Source organism: Planomonospora parontospora (genome assembly GCA_014647935.1).
GTDB lineage: Bacteria > Actinomycetota > Actinomycetes > Streptosporangiales > Streptosporangiaceae > Planomonospora > Planomonospora parontospora.
This window is the reverse complement of the sequence record BMQD01000018.1, coordinates 59,486-80,353: the sequence shown is the minus strand read 5'-3', so window position 1 is coordinate 80,353 and position 20,868 is coordinate 59,486. Positions and strand designations below refer to the sequence as shown.

Annotated in this window: 21 protein-coding genes and 1 tRNA gene; 13 read left to right on the top strand and 9 right to left on the bottom strand. The window is 70.0% G+C overall.

All coding sequences use genetic code 11. The features are described from left to right. Positions 1-40: 40 nt before the first annotated feature. A complete protein-coding gene (locus IEZ07_RS25630; protein ID WP_191897081.1) occupies positions 41-664 on the bottom strand; it encodes a 3'-5' exonuclease in 624 nt (207 codons plus the stop codon). A gap of 151 nt (positions 665-815) precedes the next feature. Between IEZ07_RS25630 and IEZ07_RS25625 the strand changes: the two genes are divergently transcribed. The 6 genes from IEZ07_RS25625 (at position 816) to IEZ07_RS25600 (ending at position 7,938) form a co-directional block, all read left to right on the top strand. Further along, positions 816-891 (top strand) — tRNA-Lys (locus IEZ07_RS25625). A gap of 705 nt (positions 892-1,596) precedes the next feature. Beyond that, positions 1,597-1,839 (top strand): hypothetical protein, encoded by a 243-nt coding sequence (locus IEZ07_RS25620; RefSeq protein WP_191897080.1) that lies wholly within the window; start codon positions 1,597-1,599, stop codon positions 1,837-1,839. 530 nt (positions 1,840-2,369) lie between these two features. Beyond that, positions 2,370-2,969: a DUF6461 domain-containing protein gene (locus IEZ07_RS25615; protein ID WP_191897079.1), complete on the top strand. Its 600-nt coding sequence runs from the start codon at positions 2,370-2,372 to the stop codon at positions 2,967-2,969. A gap of 630 nt (positions 2,970-3,599) precedes the next feature. Continuing rightward, positions 3,600-6,266 carry a hypothetical protein gene (locus IEZ07_RS25610; protein ID WP_191897078.1) on the top strand — a complete coding sequence of 889 codons (2,667 nt, stop codon included), beginning with the start codon at positions 3,600-3,602 and terminating at the stop codon, positions 6,264-6,266. Between the two features lie 86 nt (positions 6,267-6,352). Beyond that, positions 6,353-6,643 (top strand): P-loop NTPase family protein, encoded by a 291-nt coding sequence (locus IEZ07_RS35975; protein WP_204054548.1) that lies wholly within the window; start codon positions 6,353-6,355, stop codon positions 6,641-6,643. 692 nt (positions 6,644-7,335) lie between these two features. Beyond that, on the top strand, positions 7,336-7,938 hold the full coding sequence (locus tag IEZ07_RS25600) for a hypothetical protein (RefSeq protein ID WP_191897077.1): 603 nt from the start codon (positions 7,336-7,338) through the stop codon (positions 7,936-7,938). Between the two features lie 481 nt (positions 7,939-8,419). Here IEZ07_RS25600 and IEZ07_RS25595 read toward each other — a convergent pair whose 3' ends face one another. Next, complete coding sequence (locus IEZ07_RS25595; protein WP_191897076.1) at positions 8,420-9,091, bottom strand: TetR/AcrR family transcriptional regulator; 672 nt, start codon at positions 9,089-9,091, stop codon at positions 8,420-8,422. Between the two features lie 39 nt (positions 9,092-9,130). Between IEZ07_RS25595 and IEZ07_RS25590 the strand changes: the two genes are divergently transcribed. Both IEZ07_RS25590 and IEZ07_RS25585 read left to right on the top strand, forming a co-directional pair. Next, positions 9,131-9,433 (top strand): hypothetical protein, encoded by a 303-nt coding sequence (locus IEZ07_RS25590; protein ID WP_191897075.1) that lies wholly within the window; start codon positions 9,131-9,133, stop codon positions 9,431-9,433. Further along, complete coding sequence (locus IEZ07_RS25585) at positions 9,430-10,461, top strand: saccharopine dehydrogenase family protein (protein WP_191897074.1); 1,032 nt, start codon at positions 9,430-9,432, stop codon at positions 10,459-10,461. The genes IEZ07_RS25590 and IEZ07_RS25585 overlap by 4 nt, the downstream gene beginning before the upstream one ends. A 50-nt stretch (positions 10,462-10,511) precedes the next feature. Here the strand turns inward: IEZ07_RS25585 and IEZ07_RS25580 are convergent, their stop codons facing one another. After that, the gene (locus IEZ07_RS25580; protein ID WP_191897073.1) at positions 10,512-11,219 is read right to left on the bottom strand and encodes a sensor domain-containing protein; all 708 of its coding nucleotides are present in this window, start codon (positions 11,217-11,219) and stop codon (positions 10,512-10,514) included. A 416-nt stretch (positions 11,220-11,635) separates the two neighbouring features. Here IEZ07_RS25580 and IEZ07_RS25575 point away from each other — a divergent pair, with 416 nt between their 5' ends. The 4 genes from IEZ07_RS25575 to IEZ07_RS25560 all read left to right on the top strand — a co-directional run bounded on the left by IEZ07_RS25575 (position 11,636) and on the right by IEZ07_RS25560 (position 15,743). Then, entirely contained in the window at positions 11,636-12,463 is an 828-nt protein-coding gene (locus tag IEZ07_RS25575; RefSeq protein ID WP_191897072.1) for an alpha/beta fold hydrolase, read from the top strand. Positions 12,464-12,714: 251 nt separating this feature from the next. Then, the gene (locus IEZ07_RS25570; protein ID WP_191897071.1) at positions 12,715-13,884 is read left to right on the top strand and encodes a sensor histidine kinase; all 1,170 of its coding nucleotides are present in this window, start codon (positions 12,715-12,717) and stop codon (positions 13,882-13,884) included. After that, entirely contained in the window at positions 13,877-14,521 is a 645-nt protein-coding gene (locus IEZ07_RS25565; protein ID WP_191897070.1) for a response regulator, read from the top strand. The genes IEZ07_RS25570 and IEZ07_RS25565 overlap by 8 nt, the downstream gene beginning before the upstream one ends. 127 nt (positions 14,522-14,648) lie before the next feature. Then, positions 14,649-15,743, top strand: coding sequence for a hypothetical protein (locus tag IEZ07_RS25560; protein WP_191897069.1), 1,095 nt, complete (start codon positions 14,649-14,651; stop codon positions 15,741-15,743). A 134-nt stretch (positions 15,744-15,877) separates the two neighbouring features. Here IEZ07_RS25560 and IEZ07_RS35970 read toward each other — a convergent pair whose 3' ends face one another. The 4 genes from IEZ07_RS35970 to IEZ07_RS25550 form a co-directional block, all read right to left on the bottom strand. After that, the gene (locus IEZ07_RS35970; protein WP_301549350.1) at positions 15,878-16,024 is read right to left on the bottom strand and encodes a hypothetical protein; all 147 of its coding nucleotides are present in this window, start codon (positions 16,022-16,024) and stop codon (positions 15,878-15,880) included. A 138-nt stretch (positions 16,025-16,162) separates the two neighbouring features. Beyond that, positions 16,163-16,516 carry an LLM class flavin-dependent oxidoreductase gene (locus IEZ07_RS35965; protein ID WP_239320477.1) on the bottom strand — a complete coding sequence of 118 codons (354 nt, stop codon included), beginning with the start codon at positions 16,514-16,516 and terminating at the stop codon, positions 16,163-16,165. 99 nt (positions 16,517-16,615) lie between these two features. After that, complete coding sequence (locus IEZ07_RS35960; RefSeq protein ID WP_275413856.1) at positions 16,616-16,741, bottom strand: hypothetical protein; 126 nt, start codon at positions 16,739-16,741, stop codon at positions 16,616-16,618. 21 nt (positions 16,742-16,762) lie between these two features. Then, on the bottom strand, positions 16,763-17,227 hold the full coding sequence (locus tag IEZ07_RS25550) for a MarR family winged helix-turn-helix transcriptional regulator (RefSeq protein WP_191897068.1): 465 nt from the start codon (positions 17,225-17,227) through the stop codon (positions 16,763-16,765). Positions 17,228-17,580: 353 nt separating this feature from the next. Here IEZ07_RS25550 and IEZ07_RS35955 point away from each other — a divergent pair, with 353 nt between their 5' ends. Beyond that, a complete protein-coding gene (locus tag IEZ07_RS35955; RefSeq protein WP_204054551.1) occupies positions 17,581-18,711 on the top strand; it encodes a hypothetical protein in 1,131 nt (376 codons plus the stop codon). Between the two features lie 123 nt (positions 18,712-18,834). Here the strand turns inward: IEZ07_RS35955 and IEZ07_RS25540 are convergent, their stop codons facing one another. Then, complete coding sequence (locus tag IEZ07_RS25540) at positions 18,835-19,494, bottom strand: response regulator (protein WP_068902705.1); 660 nt, start codon at positions 19,492-19,494, stop codon at positions 18,835-18,837. Further along, positions 19,491-20,642 (bottom strand): sensor histidine kinase, encoded by a 1,152-nt coding sequence (locus tag IEZ07_RS25535; protein ID WP_191897067.1) that lies wholly within the window; start codon positions 20,640-20,642, stop codon positions 19,491-19,493. The genes IEZ07_RS25540 and IEZ07_RS25535 overlap by 4 nt, the downstream gene beginning before the upstream one ends. Positions 20,643-20,868 lie beyond the last annotated feature (226 nt).

Below are 20,868 nucleotides of genomic sequence, written 5' to 3'. Positions count from 1 at the left end.
GACTTCGACTTCGACCCACCGTCGGCGCGGCCCCTCCGGCCTACCGCCGGCGCGGGGCCCGCTGGGGCAGGCCGCACGGCCTCCACTCGGGGGCCTGCGCCGCCCGGCTCAGGTGCTCCTCCCAGGACGCGCCCCGGCTCAGGAAGTGGCGGAACAGCCCGGCGGTCGCCCGGGCGTCCGCCAGCGCGGAGTGGGCGTTCCGGAGCGGGATGCCCGCGCGCTCGCAGCAGGCGGCGAGCGTCCACTTCCCGTCCGGGAGGAAACCGGGGGCGAGCCGCTGCGTGCACAGGGTCTCCGTCACCCAGTGGCTGCCGGGGAGCACCTTGAGGAAGCGGAGGTCGAAGGAGGCGTTGTGGGCGACCAGGACCCGTCCGGCGATCCGCTGCCAGACCTCGTCCAGCACCTCGTCGATCACCGGGGCGTCGGCGACCATCGCGTCGGTGATGCGGTGGATGTGCGAGGCGCCGGTGTTCCGGAGGGGGTTGACCAGTGAGTGCCACTCGTCGGTGGTGGCGCCGTCCTCGTCCAGGGAGATCAGCGCGATCTCGCAGATCCGGTCGCCCTTGGCCGGGGAGAAGCCCGTGGTCTCCACGTCCACCACGACATAGCCGCCCCGCGCGGGCAGGCGGAGGGAGCGGTCCAGCTCCGGTCCTGATCTCGTCACAGATGCCACTGTAGGAACAGACCAGCCGTGCTCGCCCACTCCTCGGGAAGAACGGCCTCGCGGACGACCGGCTTCTCCGGCGAGCAGGCGACCTGCCGCAGGCCTGGCGACGAACACCAACGGTCACTATCCTCTGTACCCTGTCTCCAGCGGGGCGTTAGCTCAATGGTTAGAGCTGCGGACTTTTAATCCGTAGGTTCTGGGTTCGAGTCCCAGGCGCCCTACCAGTCGTGAGCAGGAACTTAGGCTCTGACCTGGGCCTTCGTTCCTGGTCACTTCCCCCGGCACATGCAGTCGAGTGCAGCCGGATGCAGCTGCCTGCCACTGGTCGCGGAACATACGCGGAATGGAACCGCGCCCGTCCGTCCAGGTCAGCACCCGGATTCCGGGAGCCGCCGGAACGGTTCCGCGCGTCTCCGAAGCAGGATCCGCGCTCCCGAAGCACTGCCCAAGCCCCCCAAGTCGGTGCTGACCTACGAGATCACGTAGGAGATCCACACCCGACCTCAGGATCAGCCCCCGCACATGGTGAAGGACCCCGAGGCTTGCCCGAGGTCCTTCACCGCGTTCCGCCGTCACGGCTGTCACGTCGTGAGCGCTTCCATGATCCGCTTGTTGGCCGTCTCGTGCTGCCCGTCGATGCACTTGGCGTAGACCCGAAGGAGCACGTCCACCCCGTGGCCGGCTCGCTCGGCGACCTCCGGAGCGTGGACTCCGGCGCCCGCCAGCCGTCCTGGCGTGCGGCGTGGGCGCCGTTCCCGGACGGCGCGGGACACAGGGCCGCGCGCCGCACCCAGCGCCCACCGCTCCCTTGCAACCCGCCGCACCGAGGCCGCGCCACCGCCCAACCCCGCGCCAACCGGACAGGCCGCCCATGCGATTCCTCATCGCGGTCTGTCGCCATCAACGCGGCACCCCATACGATCACCCGCATGAGTGATCCAGAGAACATGTCCTACGGCTTCCTGGCGCTCTTGAGCCTGGGACTTCTCACCTTGGGCACATCGGGCTTCATTGCGTTCGCCTCGGGTCAGCTAGCGGCTTTGGCCATCGTCGGCATCGGCTTCGTCATCGCCGCCGCGGCCCTGACCATCTATCAACAGCGGAAAGTCCCAACCTCCAGCGGGGGCGCCCGGCTCCGGGATGATCGTCCGAACGAGCCCGTAGAGCCGTAAGCGGCTGAGGTGGAGCCTGATCGTCCCGCCTGCCACGTCCCAGGCGGAGCCCAGCAGACCGACTCCTCCGGCTCAAGCCCGTCTGTGACCGGTGGCATCCGATGATCGAGGAAATCAGCCGGCAAGGGACACGCGAAGACGGGCTTGCCTCTCCGTCGCCGGCCCGTTGCCCTTCGGGTGGGACGAGGCAGACGGGAAGATCAGTCCGGGCGGGAATGTGCGGGAAGAGGATGGTCTCCGGTGCTATCCAGCGTCCCGACGTCGTGCCCGATCGCCTACGGCTCAGCTCGCCGAGCCGTACCCCTGCGGGGAGGGGCGGCGCAATGCCGGAGACCACCCGTGACGAGGCTACCTCCGTGCCCGTTGTGTGCCCGTCAGAAGCGTGATCAAAGGGGGCTCACGGGGAACCAGGGGGAATCGAAGCGCTCCCCCGCAGGTCAGCGCTTCCCCAGCTCAGAGGTCATGATCGCTAGAGACTTCTCAAGCTGACCGCGCAGGAACCACGAACGGATTCATCGGCTCTCTCTGTCATGATCGCTGCGATACGGCTTCAGGAGGGCATGGGGATGAGTGGTGCAACGGCAGCGACTTACGAATGGCTCTACCGGGAATTCACCGACGGCGTTGACGAGACCTGGCTCTACGCCACTTTCGTACAGGGCTTGTCCCCTCAAGAGGCACTGCGGCGGATCGGCGTCGCTCCCGGTCCTCTGGAGGATTCCGGATTCGGCGTCGCGGCCTATGCCGCTCGTGGGGGGACCGTCCTGATCGAGTGCGGCTGGGCGGGGATCATCTACGACATGGCCGGCCGGCTGTCTGCGGGTACATCCGCCGCCGCAGTCATCGCGACCATCAAGAGGAAGGACTTCGCCTACTGTGTCGATGGTCAGTTGGTCACCACGTTCGATCTGTACTCCTACTCCCTCCGGGAGGGATCTGATCCTGACCGGCTCCGCGCTGAGGTTGAGGACCTCGGCCTGAACGACGGCGACCCGCTCGAATTTCCCGATGACCCGATCTCACGGGCTCTTGCCCTCGCCGAACGCGCCACGGGTGTTCACCTGCCTGCCGCTCGTTATGGTGGCCCTGCCCTGATCGGGTCCACCGACCACCTTGAGCCCTATCGGTGAAGACCCGCTCGGATGAAGATCCGGCACATATGCGGAATGCTCCCGATGCATCTGGCCAGAGCATCCGGCCAATCGCCGGGTCGAAATATCGTGCAGCCGCACCGGCGGCAGCCCGCTGGTATCCGCCGGCCTCCGGAACCGAGCGGTGAGATAGTCCGGCGCCACCGGAGCACCGTCGTGGCGGGTGAAGACGTATCCCGCTTCGTCCCAGCACCGGTCGGCACGTGCGCACTCGGCCCGCTGCGCACGTTCATGACGGCGCAGCACATGCACATCGACCGTGAGCAGGTCCCGGCCTGTCCGCTCGGCTGCTTCCGCAAGGAACGGCGAGCGGAAGTCCTCCCACGTACGTCAGAGCGGTCCGCCCAGAATCCAGCCAGTCCGAAGCACTCCGAAGACCTCTACCTCTCTTCGCCGGACGTGGTCCGGTTTGTCGGTGTTGATCGATAGCGTGCCACGCATGTCTGATGCGGTGCCGGTGTACTCCCATCCCCGATCCTCCGAGGTCGGTCTTCCATCGGGTCATCCGAAACTCTCCACGTCGGCCAGGATGACCCGGCAAGGCCTGGTGAACCGTCCGCAGTTCCCCGGCGACCTGCCGATGCAGGCGACCCCGGTGGGAGTGCGGGCGTGAATCCGTGGGATGAGATCCGGCAACGGATCGAGGCTGAGACCGGCAGCACCGCCGAGTTGCGGGCATTCGTGGCAGAGCTTGACGTATCGGCTCGTAAGGCGGTGGCCACGCACCTGCCGAAATACCTGACCGAGCGACTGCGTAGCGGCACTCGGTCCCGCTGGGAGGTCATGAATCAGGCCGAGGCGTTCCGCGTCGTGGGCACGGCCTGCCTGCCCGGAGCCGCGCAGGTGGCGGCGTGGCTCAATCGCCGGGAGTTCCGTACCGTGCCCTCGCCGAGGGCGAACGCCGAACTCATTTCGCGACTGCTCCGCGACCGGAAGGAAGAATGGCGGCGGGACCTGGCCCACCGGCTGGTCGCCGGGCTTCGCCCAGGCGGGCGCGGAGCCGAGTCGCGGTCGCAGGGCGAACCTGGCTGGGAGCTGGCGGCGAGCCTGGTGATCGAGACAGGGATCCAGCCTCCCGAGAACGATGCCTTCGTGGCAGGTTGGGTCTGGGACCTGCACCACAGACTCTGGTCAGGTGCGGAGATCCAGGTGGTCCGCGATCATCCGCTCTTGGACGTCATGGTGCCCCGGCTGTTCCGTGCGGCGGACGTCGCTCATGCCCTGGCGTACGACTGGGTGCGGAACACCGGGAGTCGACTTCCTTCGATCATCGGTGCGCTGGCCGACCTGGCGGCCGAAGGGCGAGTGGACCGGCAGATGCTGCTGGACGGATGCGCCGCCCGGTTCCTCAGCAGCGGGGCGGAAGATGCCGGAGGATTCGTGATCCTGTGGCAGGAACTGCAACCGACGCTCGCCGAGCTTCCGATCGTGGATCTGGTCCGGGTGCTTCCGATCGCCACCTCCCAGCTCGCGCAGCTGGCCACCGACGAACTCCGCCGCGTCGATGAGGCGACGGGGCTCGACGACGACCTGTTCGCCGAGGCGGTCTACGCTCTGGCGTTCCGGCCGGAGAAGAAGCACGTCACGGCCGCGCTACGGTGGATCACCCAGGCGGCGCCGGAACGCGCCGACAGCTCGCTCGCGGCGCTCGCACAGATCTTCATCCAGGACACCCCGGCCTTGCGTGACCGAGCAGTACGGCTGGCGCTCAAGTTTGCACCGCACGCGAGCCAGGCGGCCAGGGACGTGGTACGGGAGGCGGCAGCGGTCCTTCCGCCGGAGCCGCTCGGCCGGATCGCCGACGTCTTCGGTGAAGTCGAGCCGATGCCGTCGCAGGCCCCGGTGGCCGGATCCCTGCCGCCGGTGGCTCCGCTCCCCGACCTGCCGCCGCCGATCGGCTCGGCGACGGAACTGGCCGATGAGCTGCTCTCTTTGGACTGGACGTACGGGCCTATGCGGTACGAGCGGATCCTGTCCGCACTGGTCGGGCTGACCCACCGCGACCACGCCGCCACCGCCGAGGCTCTGCGGTCACCGTGGCGGGAGAGATGGGGGAACTTCGACTACGCCTACTCGTTCTACGCTGACAGCCGTACCTCCTACGACCCTTACTCGTTGCTGACCCTCTGTGCGTTCGCTGTCATGTCGCCCTCGTCCAGTGCCGGGCTCTCCCGCCGGATCGACGAATACCTCGCGAAGAACCCTCCCTACAAAACCGTGCTCGACTGGTTCGTCCGGGACCGGTTCCGGGAGGTCATCGCCCTATTCGAGGCCGGCCGAACCATTCCGCTGCTGCTGTCCACGCCGACCGCTCCCACCGGGCACCTCGACGCCGACACGCTGGTCGGCCGACTGGAACGCCTCGGTGACAACGAACCGCTGCCCCTCGACTTCTGCCAAGCCCTGCTCCGCCTGCCCCGAGACATCGATCCCGCGGCACTCGCACGTGCCGAGAAGCTCACGTCGGCAGCGGGCAAGCAGCTGACGGCGTGGCTGCGCAGCGGCGGGCTGACCGACCCAATCATGACGTACGGCCCGGCGAGCATGATGCGCAACCTGGGCGGATATCAGAACTACGCCCTCGTCACCGAGCTCCACGCCCGCATGGCACCGGCGCAGGACCTGCCGGAGCCCATCCGCGATCTGTGCACCCTCGAGCCGAAGGAGTGGTTCGCGGGCCATTCGGACCAGATGGTGTGGTGGCCGGCCATCATGCCATCCCATCGGGAAGTGATCGCCGCGCACGTGCTGGAGTGTTTCGCCGTGGACATCCGCTACGGCCACGCCCAGGTGGACGTGCTGCCCGCTCTGGTCCGGGGCGAGGGCCCGATCGGAGCGTCGACCGCGAGCGCGATCGTCCTGGGCATGGGGCATAAACTGCCCGCCCTCCGGGCGCAGGCGACCGACGCGGCGAAGATCCTCGCCGCACGCGGGGAACTGCCCGCAGACGATCTCGGGCGGGCACTGGAGCAGCTGTTCCGCCTGGACGCCGTGAAACTCAACCGGATCACGCCGGCGCTGGAGGAACTCACGCTGTCCGGTGCGCACACCGAAACGTGGGCGATGCTGGCCCGCGCGCTTCCGGCCCTGCTGCCCGCGGCCGGAGACCGGCCCGCCACCGGTCTTGCCGATGTGCTTGCGGTCGCGGTCAAAGCCGCCGCCCTCGCCGGAGCGCGGGCCGATGTCCCAGGGCTGGCCGAACTGGCCGCGCGCAAGGGCCGCAGCCGCCCGGCCGAGGAGGCACGTGGCCTCCTGCAAACGATCAGCCCGGCGTGAGACGGTCGCATCGGACCTGCCTGTAGGTCGCCGGGAGATGAGGTTCTCCACAAGCCGCTCAATACCCTGCCGAAATCTTCGCCCTGTTGGGGACCGCACCGCGGGCCAGCAGGCCGCCCGATCCCGCCGAGCCCGAGGGCGACATGCGGATCGTCATCCGCCGCGACATCTTGAGGGAGCGGGACCTGCCCGGGGCGACCAACATCGGATTGATCGACGTGGTCGTCCGCTACGCGCTGGACAGCGGTTACCACGTCGTCCTGGAGGGCATCCTGTACGCCGACCGGTACGGCGCGATGTTGCAGACGCTACGCGCCGATCATCTGGGCTCCAGTCACTGCTATTACCTGGATGTGCCCTTCGCCGAGACCCTGTGACGGCACGCTGCCAAGCCCCAGGCCTCCGCCTACGGCGAGACCGAGATGCGGGAATGGTTCCGCCCACTGGACCTGCTCGACGACGGCTGCGAGCAGATCATCGGCCCGGACAGCTCACTGGAGGAAACCCCCCAGCGCATGCTGGCCGACACCGGGCTCACCAACGGCAGCTCACCCGTACCGCACCGAAACTCATCACACCGAGCTTGACCTGGCATTCCATCGAAGTGGGGTACCTCCGCCGACCGTTGGCGGGGAATGGTCAAGAGTGCGCCTGCCGAAAATACATCCGCGCAGCTCATACGGCCTCATCCAGGGGGCGGTCGAGCGGATCCGCGCCCGGCTTCCCGTCGGCATCGCGACTGCGGAGGAGTCCGCATCCGCGCGCGGTACAGATCGCGACACCGAGGGCTGGCTCCGCGTCGGCTGACCGGCTCGCGGCCTCCGTCCGGAGGATCCCGCCTGCCCCGGGCGCAGTTGTCGTGTAAGCGGAGGGCTTCCACCAGCCGGCCGAACAAGCGAATCATGATCAGATACAGGAGACGGACTGGGACAAGAACCGACCTTGCCTGTACCGCCGCCTCGGATCGATCTACAGGTCGAGCACCTTGCGATGACTCTTGAAACGGTACAGGGCGTTAGTCATATACGGTCGGCACCCCGCTGTCCGCAGACCAACCAACAAGAGGCCAATGATGCAGAAACCCGATCGCGCCCTTCCTGAGGAAAGCCAGTGGGATCTACTGGCCGAACACGGACTGGAATCCTGGTTCAGCTGCCAATGGGCGGACACGGAAGATGGAAACGAGATCGCCCGACGGCTGGGCGTCGATCCCCGAGACGGCACGTTGTGTGACTTTCAGACAGCCATGCAATCATACGATGACGACCCGAAGAAACTCATCGTCTGGGTGGGAGAGCACTCGGCCGGCTGGTCGGCCATCCTCACGGTCAGCGGTGTGACGGTGCCGCCACATCTGATAGAGGCGCTGAGCGCAGACGGAAAACGCGTACTCGAAGCCTATTATGTGGAAGAGGCCGATCCCGGCAAACTGCTGTACACCTATGACAGGGAATACTGTGGAGATATATTCCCTCCTTCCTCCCCCGGGGGATGGATGGAGGTCCCCGAGTTCGAGGCGCACGCGAGCGGGCTGGAGCTCATCGGCGAAATCAGCGACGCTGAAACCTTTGACCGCTACTTGTGCATGGCAGGACGGATCACCGGCCGGTTCATCGACCGTGCCTGGTTCGCGTCAACGCGAACCCTGTACCACGTTCCACAGGAAGCATGACGTCGATGAACGCGTGAACGAGTTTCTCCAGCACTGCGGGTGCCGAAAATTCATCCGTCCAGGTCAAGTAGAGGGTGTCTGAAAAGTTGGCGTTCGCGTCGCTGTTCAGCTGCCTGCGGGTGTGCGTTGCCGGGCGGGGGAGGCTCTCATGCCCGATCCCCGACGCCCCTACCTGACCGGTCTCACCGACGCCGAATGGGCGCCGCTGGAACTGTCCGCGGCCGGCCGCGGGGCACTGGCCGCCGACCTTGCGAGCGCCCCCGAACTCGCCGCCGACCTTGCGAGCGCCCCCGAACTCGCGAGCGCCGCGGAACTGGCCGCCGACCTGGGCACTGCTCCGCCGGAACGGCCTCGGTGGTGTCTGGACCTCGGCGCGAGACGGACGCGGGTGCGATCGGGGTGTCGTTCCATGACGCCTTCCTCGGAGGAACACGCACGTCGGGCATGGAGCGTGGCTTTCCCGGGTTCGGCGGAGCGGGGTTCAGGCGTGGAGGTCCGGCGTGGCGAGCAGGCGTGCGAGCGCGTCGGCGGCCCAGTCGTGCCACCGCTGATGGGTCCATCCGCGGTCGTTGACGAGCAGGTTGTAGGTCTCCGGTGAGAGCAGCGCCAGGGCGATGTCGGCGGCGGCCTCGGCTGTGAGCCCGTCGCGCAGGGCCGCCTTGCGGGCCAGGGCGTCGGCGAAGACGCGCTGGACGGTGAGCCGTTGCCGGAGGTTGACGGTCCAGACCTCGGCGAGGTCGGGATCGGTGGTGGCGGCGCTGCGCACGACGTCGAGCAGGGGCGCGGCACGCAGGTAGATGTCTCCGGCGCCGGCGACCTGGCGGCGCAGCTGCCGGAGCGGATCGGGGTCGGCGAGCGCGTCGCGGACCCAGGGGCGTTCCAGAGTGGGGATGGGCTCGTCGTCGCCGGCGATGGCCAGGTCGAGGGCCGTGGTGAGGATGGCCCGTTTGGTGCCGAAGGCGTAGTAGACGGTCTGCTCGCTCACCCCGGCCTTGTCGGCGATGGCGGCGATGCTCGTGGTGGTGTAGCCCGCCGTGGTGAACAGGTCGGTGGCGGCGGCGGTGATGCGGGCGCGGGTGGATCGGGCCCGCGCCGTGCGCCCGTCCTCCTTCGCGGGTGCGCGGCCGGCTCGGTGTCGTCGTGTTTCGCTCACGACTTGACTATAGCGTCACTATAGAAACATTCTTGTAGTATGACTATAAAAACATGGGGCCCGGGTGGACTCACGGCACTGCTGCTGGCCGAGCGCGAGGTGCGCCCGGGCACCGTGGCCAATGCGCGGGTGGGCGCCGCGCTCGGCCTGACCGGCGTGCTGCCGGCCGCGGCCGCGTGGACCGGCTCGTCAGGAGACGTCGCCGACGGCCTCAGGGCCGGCTTCGCCATCGCCGCCGGCCTGGCGGTCCTCGGGGCCGTGTGCACCCTCGTCATGTTCACCCGCCCCGACGCCGACCCGGCCACCGCCCCGCCGCAACCGCAGGGAGCGCACCGCCGATGAACACCGTCCTCATCTTGGGCGGCTACGGCGCGGTCGGCCGCGAGGCCGCCGCCGCGCTCGTCGGCCGTCCCGGCACGAACGTCGTCGTAGCCGGGCGCAACCCGGGCAAGACCGCGCCCATCCCGGGGACCACGACGGTGCGCGTGGACGCCGCAGACCCGGCCGATCTGTCCCGGGCGTTGGACGGAGCCGACACCGTTCTCATGTGCGCGGAGACCGACAACGTCCGCGTCGCCCGCGCCTGCGTGGAGCGCGGCATCGGCTACGTGGACGTGACGGCCTCCCACCCGCTGCTCACCGGCCTGCAGCGACTGGACGGGGCGGCCAGGGAACACGGCGCCACCCTCGCGCTCAGCGTCGGCCTCATCCCCGGTGTCACCAACCTGCTGGCACGTTTCTGCGCCGAGCACTCGGCGGCGGACGGCCTGTTCATCGGCGCGTTGCTCGGCTCGGGTGAGGCGCACGGACCCGCCGCGCTCGCCTGGACGCTGGACGGGCTCGGGCGGTTGGACGGCTCGTGGACGATGCGGTTCCCGGAGCCGTACGGCGAGCGCACCGTGCACCGCTTCCCGTTCTCCGACCAGTACACCCTGCCCGCCACCCTCGGGTTGGGCGCGGCCCGTACCGGATTGTGCCTGGACTCTCGCCTGCTCACCCGGCTGCTGTCGGTGGCCGGGAGGCCGGCCGTCGCCCGCCTGCTGCGCCGTCCCCGGGTCCGCCGACTGCTGCCGGCCGCTCTCGGTGCGGTCCGTGTCGGTGATGACGGCTTCGCCGTGACGGTGCGCTGCGGCGAAGTCCAGGCGTCCTTCAGCGGACGGCGGCAGAGCCGCGCCACCGGGCGGATGGCCGCCCTGCTCATCGGCCGCCTGCCCGGCCTGCCGGCCGGCGCCCACCACGTCGAGCAGCTCGTGGATCCCGCCGCCTTCCTGACCGAGCTGGCCGCCGACGGATTCGACCTCGACCTCGGCGACGGCCGCTGCCCGCACCGCCGTACCAGATCGGCCTGCAGGTCGAGCGCCCCGCGATGACTTCCGAAACGGTGTCCGGCGCCAGGACGGCGGCTACGCGGTGGCCTCTCTCAGGCGGTGAAGGCGGCGCGGGGCTCACGGGGCCGGTCGGCGAAGGCGCGCGGGGACTCACCGGCGAGAACCTCGTCGCCGATGTGCTCGTACGGCTCGGCGACCCCGGTCAGCATGGCCCGGCTGAGCCCGGCCTGCACCAGCGCCGCGCCGCGGATCACCGCCGGCAGCGTGATGGCGAACAGCACGCCGATCGCGGTGGTCATGACCACGCCGATCAGGGCGCTGTCACCGAAGCCGAGCAACTCGGCCAGGCCGCTGTTGTCCGGGATCCCCTCGAGGATCCACCCGTAGACCGGGTAGGTCAGCCCGGTGATCGCCCCGGCCCACCAGGTCACCGTGAGGCAGAACGTCACGACGGCGACCGGGAGGTTCACGATGCCGTACAGCAGATCCATCCAGGACTGGCCGTTGGTCAGCGGGTTCACCAGCCGGCGGAACGTCCCGGCGTTCTGCGGGGCGGGCCGGTAGCGCGGCCGGGCCACCGGGTGGCCGAGCACCTCCGGCAGCATCCGGCGTTCCAGATCGGCGAAGCCCCGGGCGAGCATCAGGGACGCTCCCAGGATCGGCACCCCGACCCAGATGACCACCGTTCCCACGCCGAGGGAGAAACCGGTGACCATCAGGCAGAAGGCGACGACCGCCAGGGGGAGACCGAGGAGCAGGTAACGGGTGTCGGTGCCGATGCGACGCACGAGGAGGTTCATGGGGGCAACGCTATGAGCCCGGGTCAGGGGAGATCGATCCTGTCGGCAGGCTTCTCGGGGTAGGGCCAGCCCTATCCTCCCCGGTGGGACGGGCTCCATCCCGGAAGGACCTGTCGAGCATGAACCGATCCGGATTCCGCGGAGGTCCTGGTCTGCTCCGGGTCCTGTGGAATCGCTGGTCCGCTCCGGATTCCGCGGAGGTCCTGGTCTGCTCCGGGTCCTGTGGAATCGCTGGTCCGCTCCGGATTCCGCGGAGGTCCTGGTCTGCTCCGGGTCCTGTGGAATCGCTGGTCTGCTCCGGGTCCTGTGGAATCGCTGGTCCGCTCCGGGTCCTGTGGAATCGCGCCTCCGGATCGCCATGCCACGATGGTCGTGTTCTCGAACTCTGTCGGGGCCGGCGTGCCGGGGATGAGAAGATGATCAGTTTCACGTCATATGACGGCACCGTGCTCGTCTGTCATGAGCGGGGGGAAGGGCCGGCGCTGGTCTGCTTGCCGGGCGGGCCGGGACGGTCCTCGCGGTACCTGGGAGATCTCGGCGGTCTGGCGGCTCGGCGCCGGCTCTTCCTGCTGGACAATCGGGGAACCGGCGAGTCCGCGGCGCCACTCGATCCGGGCACGTACGCGATGGACCGCATGGTCGCGGACGTCGAGGCGCTGCGTGTGCGTCTGGGGCTCGAGCGGATGGACCTGCTCGGGCACTCGGCGGCCGGAGGGCTGGCGCTGCTGTACGCGGCCCGGTATCCCGAACGGATAGGGCACCTGGTGCTGGTCACACCGAGCGTGCACCCGGCGGGGATCGAGATAACCGATGAGCAGTGGTACGCCCAGATCGAGCGCCGAGCCGGCGAGAGCTGGTACGAGAGCAGGCTGCCGGACCTCAGGGCATGGGAGGCGGGCGATGAGAGCCGGCGCCTGAGTGCGCAGCCGTTCTTCTACAGCCCTTGGAACGAGACCGCCGAGGCGCACGCCGCACGGTTCGCCGAACGCTCGGTCGAGGCGGCGGAGCGCTTCCACACCGGCATGCCCACCGCCGAGGAGACCCGAGCGGGCCTGGCGAAGATCACCGCGCCGGTCCTGGTGATCGCGGGAGAGCAGGATCCAGGGCCGTCGCCCGAGCACGCGGCCGAGCTGGCCGGGCTCTTCCCGCGCGGGACCGGCATCGTGCTGCCCGGGGCGCACTACCCCTGGGTCACCGCTCCGGAGACCTTCGCCGAGGCGATCGAGGGATTCCTCGGCGGCTAGCCGACCGGCAGCACATCCGCCGGGACGCACAGGGGCCGGCTCCGGTTCTGGTAGGAGACGGCGGCGACGGCCGGCCCGACGCCTGCGGCGGATGCGCCCGGCCGCACCGGAGGCAGCGGCCGGTACCGCGTGCGGCGACAGGCTACGGGCTTCCTCACGGGCATGCCCCGGTCTGCGCCGAGCCTGATGCGAGCGGGCGGTGATCACCGAGCGCCGTCCGGGATCAGAGGGTCCGCCCGTAGGCTCGTAAGGTGCACTGGACCACACGGACGCGGATGGCCGCGATCATCGCGGCACTGATCGTATGTGTGCTCGCGGGCCGGCTCATCACACCGGGCGCATCGCCGGTGGCCATCGCGTCGGCCGTGGTGACGTGCTCGGCGGCCGCGGTGGTCATCGCACTGCGCCGGGTCCGGCGCAGAGCCGCCCTCGTCCTGTCGGTGATCGCACCCGCCTCAGCGGGTGTGAGCGTCCTTCATGCCCACCGGTACGGCGACGGGGCGGGCGCCTGGGCGTACATGGAGACGCTCGCCCTGCTGCTGATGATGATCGTCGTGATCAGGGGCGTGCCGGTACGGCGGGCTGTGGCCGCCGGGCTCGTGGGCGGCCTGGCCGAGTCGTTGATCATCCTGCGTGTGGTCCCGGCCCCGTCGCCGCTGGAAGCCGCGGGACTGTGCGCGTTCTGGGGACTGGGCGCGAGCGGGGCGGCGGTGATCGGGATGTACCTGCGCCGGCTGGACTCCGAGCGCCTGCGATCGGTGATCGGCGCTCGGCGTGCCCAGCGGCTGAACCTCGCCAGGGACCTGCACGACTTCATCGCGCACGACCTCGGGGAGATGGTCGTCCACGCGCAGGTGGGCCAGGTCGTGTCCGGCCGGGAGAGGGAGACGCTGCGTCACATCGAGCTGACCGGCCGGCGGGCCCTGGCTGCGCTGAGCGCCACGGTCAGAGCGTTGCACGAGATGGACGACGGCGCCGCAACGGGCGACGGTGCCGCGACGGACGAGGGGATGCCCGGCCTCGGAGATCTCCCCCGAATCGTCGAGGACTTCGCCGCACCGGGCACCGTACCCGCCACGCTCCGGATGGATCCGGGGCTGGCGGAGAGGTTGCCCAGACGGTTGGGTACGACGGTCTCCAGAATCGTGATCGAGTCGCTGTCCAACGTCCGCCGGCACGCTCCTGACGCAGGGTCCGTCGAGGTGGAGGTCGCCGGAGCCGGTACGAACGTGACGATCAGCGTCGTCAACGGGCCGGGAAGCGGCGCCCCCGCCCACTCTTCCACCACCCGGCTGGGCCTTGCGGGCTTGGAGGAACGCGTCAGGTCGCTCGGCGGGCGATTCGCCGCCGCTCCACTCGCCCGCGGCGGATGGCAGGTGGTGGCCGAGATCCCGGTCGATACACTGCTGCCCGATGACTGAGCCGGAGATACGCGTCCTCATCGCCGACGATCATAAAATCGTCCGGACAGGCCTGCGGATGATCCTGGAGAGTCACGGTGTCGTCGTCTCGGGCGAGGCCGCCGACGGGGTGGAGGCGGTGGAGTCGGCCCGGCGGCTCCGTCCCGACATCGTCCTTCTCGACATCGAGATGCCCCGCTTGGACGGTATCGAGGTCACGAAGTTGCTCTCCCAGCAGTCCCTGCGGGTGGTGATCCTCACCTCGTTCGACAGCGACGACTACGTCTACGCGGCTCTTCAGAACGGTGCCTGCGGCTATGTGCTCAAGCACGGCGGCCCGGCTCTGCTGATCGAGGCCCTGCACGCGGCGATGGCCGGTGACGCCCTCGTCAGCCCTTCGATCACCGTGCGGCTCTTGCGGCACCTGGCCCGGAGGACCGGCACCGCCGGGACCTTCACCGGCGAACCTCTGACCGAGCGGGAGAAGCAGGTGCTCAGCCTGCTGGCGCGCGGACAGTCCAATGACGAGATAGCCCGGTCCATGGTCATCGCACCCAGCACGGTGAAGACCCACGTACAGAGCGTCCAGCGCAAACTGGGCGCGCGGAACCGCGTCGAGCTGGCGGCCTGGGCCTGGGAGACGGGACACGTCGAGTAGGCCGGTGCCGGCGTCGCGGAATCTCCCCCCGGGAGGGGAGGCGCCTCCCCGTGGCGGAGGATGTGCCACGCCTTCGGCCGGACGCATCCTTGCCGTGGAATGTCACCGGCGACAAGGGGCCCCGATCATGACCATCACACAGCGGACACCGGTGTCGGCGTGGAGCCGGTGGCCGATATGGGCCATCCGCGCCGCGTGGCTCTGGTCAGCGATCTACGCTGTTCTCGGCGTGTTCTGGGCGCTGGGCGGCATGGGCTTCCCCTTCGGCGCCGGCGACGTCAACGCCGAAGGCCGGGGGACGCTGCTGGCCGAGGCGACGGCGCCGGTCACCGGTTCGATCATGGCCGTGCTCGGGGCGGCGGGTGTGGTGGTCGGCTGGGCGATGTCCAAGCAGGCGGAACGGCCGCGGGCGGTCCTGCTTCTCTTCGGCTGGGGCATGGCCGCGCTCCTGGTGCTGGTGCTGCCCGAGATCCGCGCGCTCACCGTCGCGCTGTTCCCGCTCGTCTTCCTGATGCTCGACAAGATGGACTGGCCGATGGTGAACTTCCTCATCCTCATGGCCGGAGGGTTCCTCTGGGCCGGTGCCACGCTGGCCTATCAGCGAGAGAGCAGATCGGCGTGCGCCCACTGCGGTCGCGGGGCCGGGGGCGGCCGGGGGCGGGCGGAGGCATGGCTGCTGCGCCGGGGACGGACGCTCACGTATGTCGCCGCCGCCGCACCCTGGGGTTATGCACTGGTACGGCTGGCCTGGGTGCTGGACCTTCCCCTCGGTGTTCCCCCGGAGTTCCTGCGGCAGATGGAGTCCGCCAACGGCGGAGCAGGCGCCAAGGGCATGGAACTCGTCCTCGTCGGAATGTGCGCCACCGGCTCCGTCCTGACCGTGGGGCTGGTGCGACGCTGGGGGGAGGTCTGGCCCAGCTGGGTTCCCGGGTTCGCCGGCCGTCCCGTCCCGGTGGCCTTTCCTGTGGCGTCCGCGGGCCTCGCGGCGGTCGGCGTCACCGCTGTCGGCCTGTCCTGGGCGCGCGGCCTGCCCGAGTTCGTCGCCAACGGCCTGACCGTTGAGATCGAAGGCCATCGAATGGGGCCGATCTTCGGCCTGCCCATCCCGTCGTTTCTCGTCTGGGGTGTCTCGCTCGGTCTTTCGGCCCTCGCGTACTACTACCGGCGCGCGGGCCACTGTGTGCATTGCCGCACCGCACCGACGGAATCGTCGATGGAATAGGGCGGCTCACGATGCTTCACCGATGGCCGGGAGGAGGGATTCCTTTCTCGGTGAGCCCGGCGCGGACGAGATCGGTCAGCGCTCCTACGGCACCGCCCTGGCCGGCACGCCGGATGGGCCCTCCGGCCGGCGCGTCATTTCGCGATGGCCTCCCGTACGGCCGGAGCGATCTCCCGGGCCCAGCGGGCCAGGGCGGTGAGGTCCGGGGCGCCGTGTCCGGCCGCGAAGAGTACGAATCCCGACGCGCCGTACTCCAGCACCGCCCCGGTCAGCTCCTCCACCCACTGCTCCACGGAGCCGCCGAGCCAGCGGCCGTCGCGGTCGCGGGTGGCGGTCAGCGGCCGGTCGGTGATGTTCCCGGGGAGGTTGAAGACGGTGCGGATCTCACCCGGATCGCCTCCTCGAAGGCGTCCACGGCGTCACCGCGGCACTCCCATGTCGGAGATCCGGTCCCACAGCCCGCCCGCTCCCATGCCGAGCACGATCCGGCCGCCCGACAGCGCCGACAACGACGTCACCGTCCGTGCCAGCATGGGCGCCGGCCGGGTCGGCAGGTTGGTGACGTTGGCGAAGCCCGCGATGCGCTCCGTGCGCCCGAGGATGAAACCGAGAGCGGCGTAGGCGTCCACGCGCCCGCCGATGTACGGATGGTCCGACAAGGTGAAGACATCGAGCCCGTCCCGGTCGGCCTGCCGGGTCATGCGCAGCAGCCGGGGGATGTCGTCGATGTCGGAATGGGTGCCGAACCCGAAGACGGCGTCATGTGCGGACATCGCTCAACCTCTCGAAGAAGTGTTCACCGGGCGCGTGTTTCCGGTGCCCGAGCCGGATGCCGGCCGGCGAAGTCGGAGGAGCCGAAGCAGGGCACCTTCTCAGGCCGCGCCGAACCGCTCGGTGAAGCGGCCGGTGAACAGGTCGGCCCCCTTGCAGGCCGAGACCGTCTCGGCCGGAACGAAGGGGTTGCAGTTCGTGTCACGAACAATATTAGTTCGTGACACGAACTGAAACCCCTTTTTCGGTCAGTGCGGGCGGTCCGGCTCCATGAACACGCTGGGCACCTTGTTGTCCTCCACGACGCGGCCGAGCAGGGCCGCGAGCGTGTCGCGCTCCCCGGGCGCGAACCCGGCGGTCAGCTCCTCGATGCGGCGGCAGGTCTCGGTGTAGAAATCATCGGCCAGCCTGGCCCCCCGCCCGGTGAGTGCCACCCGCACCGCGCGGGAGTCGTGCGGATCGGGCTTGCGCTGGACCAGGCCGTTGCGTTCGCTGCGGTCGACCAGGCCGGTCAGGCTCGACTTGGCCAGACCGAGCACCGCGCCCAGCTCGCTCATGCCGTACGGCCGCGGCATCAGGACGCACAACAGCTGGCCCTGCTGCTGGGTCAGGCCGTACTCGCGGGCGGATTCTGCGTACACGGCGTCCACCAGAAAAGCGGACCGCACCAGCCCGGCCACCACCCCGATCGGACCGTCGACATGCTTGCTCACCCGCCAAGGGTAACAAATTCGCAGAACGAACTACTTTTTCGTTTTCAACGGAGGGCATGCGGGCGGCACCGGCCACCGGGCCCCGGTCGGCATCTGCGCGTGGTGATGCGGTCCGTGTCTGCTCGGTGATCGTCACCTGCCGCGGTACGGCACCGTACGGCACGCGATGACACGGTCCGGCAGGACGAAGAGGACGGTTTCCAACAGAGAGCCATCAGATGGCGATCCGCGACAGGAGAAGGTTCCTGTGCGCCCTCTCAGCCCGTCTCAGCTTCACCACAGGGGCCTCCGCATAGCGTGCGCGAGCATGGCGAACACACCGCGCACCACGGCGACGCTCCGGTGGTCGGATCATGAGTGAGCCCACGCGTACGGTGAACGGGCCGGCGTCCGACCGGTGGCATCGGTGGTCGTCATGGGCGGGGTATGCGGCCCTCGGCTGGGCGGTGGCGTACGGCGGGTTCGGCCTGGTCTCGGCGCTGGCCGGGACCGCGGTGTTCTACCGTGCCGACGAGCCGCTGCCGGTCGGCCTGAACTGGATCATCGTGGCCGTGACCGCCTCGGCGGCGGCGGTGACCTTGGCCGCCGTGCGGCCCTGGGGCCGGCGCGTTCACCGCCCGGTCATCCCCGTCCTGCTGACCGTGCTGTGCGTGCTGACCGGCGCAGCCGCGTTCGGCCTGCTGATGGATGTGGTCACGTTGGTCTTCGCCCAGAGTGTCGACAACTGGACGGCGACCGCCAACCGGGCCCTGGCCGCGATCGGCGTGATGCTGCTCATCGCCGTGACCCGCGCCTACCGTTCCTCCGGCGCCTGTGTGCGATGCGGCGCCGTCCACGCCTCCCCCACCGCGCGGACCGGACCGGAGCCCGCCCCCGCGCCGCCGCGCGTCCGAATGCTGGCCTATGCGGGTGCCGCGGCGTTCCTGCCGTACGCGGCCGTGAAGACGACCTGGGCGCTGGGCGGGACCTTCGCCGGCGTCAGCGGAGCGCAGGCACTGGTGACGATGGAGCGCAACGGCGCCTCCGGGGTGATGCTCACCCTCGAACGCTGGGGCATCGACGCCACAGCGCTGCTGGCCGCGCTCGGGGTGTTCCTCATATTCGGCCTGGTCCGGCCGTGGGGACAGATCTTTCCCCGGTGGACGCTCGTCCTGCGCGGCAGGCGGGTGCCCCGCTGGCTGCCGCTGGCCCCCGCGCTGATCGGCGCCGCCACACTCGCGCCGTACGGAGCGATCGGGCTCGTCTACGCCGCGCTGGGCACCTTCGGGGCCGTCACCGTCCCCCGAGGGGACTTCCCCACCCCGGGGGACGCCCTGCTGGTGACCTGGATCGGGCTGGGCGCCTTCGCCGTGTACGGCATCGCCCTGGGCGTGGCCGCCTGGTCCTACCTCCGCCGCACCCGGCCGGTCTGCACGCCGCCCGGCTCGACGACCACGCTCTCGCGCGCCGGCGCGCGGCCTGCAGCTCTTCCATCGCGTTCATGACAACTCCTCCACGAGGCGGGTCCGGGACGGAACCGGTGATTCGAGCTCGGCCTGCAGGCGTTGCCTCGGGCGGTTCCCGGCGTCCGCGGCGTTCGCCCCGCCGGGGTTCCCGGGCGGTGCGCCTCAGGTCACCAGGCCCCTGCGGTAGGCGTAGACCACCGCCTGCACGCGGTCGCGCAGGTCGAGCTTGGTGAGGATGCGCGACACGTACGTCTTGACGGTCTCCTGGCTGATCACCAGTGCGGCGGCGATCTCGCTGTTGGACCGGCCGTCGGCGATGAGGCGCAGCACCTCCAGCTCGCGCGGGGTCAGCGCGGTCTCGCCCGGTGCGGCCTGGGCGGGGCGGATGCGGGCCGCGTACCTGCCGACGAGCTGCCGCGTCACCTCGGGCGCCAGCAGCGCGGCGCCGGTCGCGACGGTGCGGATACCGTGCAGCAGCTGCGCCGGCGGGGCGTCCTTGAGCAGGAACCCGCTCGCACCGGCCCGCAGCGCCTCGTAGACGTACTCGTCCAGGTTGAACGTCGTCACCACGAGCACCTTGACCGGGTCCGCCACCCCGGCGCCGGCCAGCCGGCGGGTCGCCTCGATGCCGTCGAGCTCCGGCATCCGCACGTCCATCACCACGATGTCGGGGCTCAGCCGGCGGGCGAGATCCACCGCGGCACGGCCGTCGCCGCACTCGCCCACCACCTCCAGGTCCGGCTGCGCATCGATGATCGTCGCGAAACCGGTGCGGATCAGCTCCTGGTCGTCGCAGACCAGGACCCGGACCGGCGCCGTCACGACCGGCTCCCCGCGGGGATGCGGGCCCGTACGAGGAAGCCGCCCGCCTGCCGGTCGGCGCTGAACCGGCCGCCGACGGCTTCGACCCGCTCGCGGAGCCCGGCCAGGCCCCGCCCGCCCCCGCCGGGAGAAGCGGTCCCGGAGCCGGGTCCGTCGGTGCTGACCTCCACGCTGATCTCCTTCTCGCCGTAGCGCACCCGGACCGCGGTGGGGCTGCCGTGGGCGTGTTTGAGGGCGTTCGTCAGGGCTTCCTGGACGACCCTATAGGCCACGAACTCGGCGCTGCCCGCCGATTCGGCCGGACCGCCCTCCTCGGTGAACTCCACCGGCTGCCCGGCCCGGCGGGTCTGCTCCACGAGCGTGCGGAGCCCCCCGGCGGCCGGTACGCCGATGTCGGTGTCGTGATCGGCTTTGAGCAGGTCGAGCATGTGCCGCAGGTCGGTGATGGCCCGCCGGCCGGTGTCGGTGACGGCGCTCAGCGTCGCGTCGAGGCGGTCGGGGGCGGCGGTCAGGTAGCGGGCGGCCTCGGCCTGCACGACCATCGCCGTCACGTGGTGGGTCACGACGTCGTGGAGCTCGCGGGCGATCCGGGTGCGTTCGGCGGCGCGGGTGGCCTCGGCGACGTGGCGGCGGCGTTCGGCCTCGGCGGCGCGGGCGGAGCGCAACCGGACGCCGATGCCCCACGCGAGGGCCAGGGCCAGGTAGAACACCACGTACCCCTCCACCTTCTCCCCCGCGCCGAGCCGGTCGAGCGCGAGCGCGAGCAGCACGTACGCCGCGGAGAGGAGGACCACGGTGACGCGCCGGTGGCGTTCCAGGTGGGCGGCCGCGCTGATGAGCGCGATGGGCATCGCGTTGCTCGCCAGCACGTGGTAGGCGCGGAGCTGGTCGAGGACGAAGCCGAGCGACACCAGGACGAGGCAGACGGCCGGCCATCTCCGGCGTACGGCGAGCGGAAGGGACTCCAGGGCGATCGCCACGAGCGCCAGCGCGTCGAAGGAGCGGATCGGCAGGTCGCCTACCTGCGTCCCCTTGCCGTGCAGCGCCGGCAGGAGTGACACGGCGACCAGCAGCAGTCCGAACGGCAGATCCCGGACCACGACACCGCATCGCCGCCACCGGTCCGTGACCCGCCCCAGGTCGATCATTGGGCGAGCGTAGCGGCCGCACCGCGCCACGCCGGAACGGCCCTCGCCCGCGGACCGCGCCTGTCCTCCGTGCGAGCTACCGGTGAATGTCCACCGTACGGGGACGACCCCGGGCCGCCGGATGCGTAGCTTTACGACGCGGCCGCGGACGTTTCCGTCCGCTCTCCCGCTGTGCCGCCGTGCGCATCGCCTCGGTTTCGGCTCCCTCACTGGAGGACAGGACCTC